Origin of the sequence: Streptomyces sp. ActVer (assembly GCF_027270795.1) — a bacterium.
Lineage (GTDB): Bacteria > Actinomycetota > Actinomycetes > Streptomycetales > Streptomycetaceae > Streptomyces > Streptomyces umbrinus_A.
Map to the genome: position 1 here is coordinate 1 of NZ_JAPWHT010000960.1, position 915 is coordinate 915.

At 66.8% G+C, this 915-nt stretch carries 1 protein-coding gene; it reads left to right on the plus strand.

Features of this window, described 5'->3' with window-relative positions; genetic code table 11:
• The coding region (locus O3Q52_RS53600; RefSeq protein WP_269655613.1) for an alpha-glucosidase C-terminal domain-containing protein at positions 1 to 915 on the plus strand (915 nt) is incomplete at both ends.

A 915-nucleotide genomic window follows, 5' to 3' on the forward strand; every position in this document is an offset into this window, starting at 1 on the left:
CTCGCCGAGGCCAACCAATGGCCCGAGGACGTCGTCGACTACTTCGGCGACTACAGCGCCGGCGGCGACGAATGCCACATGGCCTTCCACTTCCCCGTCATGCCGCGCATCTTCATGGCCGTGCGACGGGAGTCCCGCTACCCGGTCTCGGAAATCCTCGCGAAGACGCCGGCGATCCCGTCCGGCTGCCAGTGGGGCATCTTCCTGCGCAACCACGACGAGCTCACCCTGGAAATGGTCACCGACGAAGAACGCGACTACATGTACGCGGAGTACGCCAAAGACCCGCGCATGCGCGCCAACATCGGGATCCGCCGCCGGCTCGCCACCCTCCTGGACAACGACCGCAACCAGATCGAACTCTTCACCGCCCTGCTGCTCTCCCTGCCCGGCAGCCCGATCCTCTACTACGGCGACGAGATCGGCATGGGCGACAACATCTGGCTCGGCGACCGCGACGCGGTACGCACCCCGATGCAGTGGACGCCGGACCGCAACGCGGGCTTCTCCTCCTGCGACCCCGGCCGCCTGTATCTGCCGACGATCATGGACCCGGTCTACGGCTACCAGGTCACCAACGTCGAAGCCTCCATGAGCTCGCCCTCCAGCCTGCTGCACTGGACACGGCGCATGATCGAGATCCGCAAGCAGAACCCCGCCTTCGGCCTGGGCTCCTACACCGAACTGCCCTCCTCCAACCCCGCCGTCATCGCCTTCCTCCGCGAACACGGCGACGACCTCGTCCTGTGCGTCCACAACTTCTCCCGCTTCGCCCAGCCCACCGAACTCGACCTCCAGGCCTTCAGCGGACGCCACCCCGTCGAACTCATCGGCGGCGTCCGCTTCCCCGCCATCGGCGAACTCCCCTACCTCCTCACCCTCGCCGGACACGGCTTCTACTGGTTCCGACTCCGC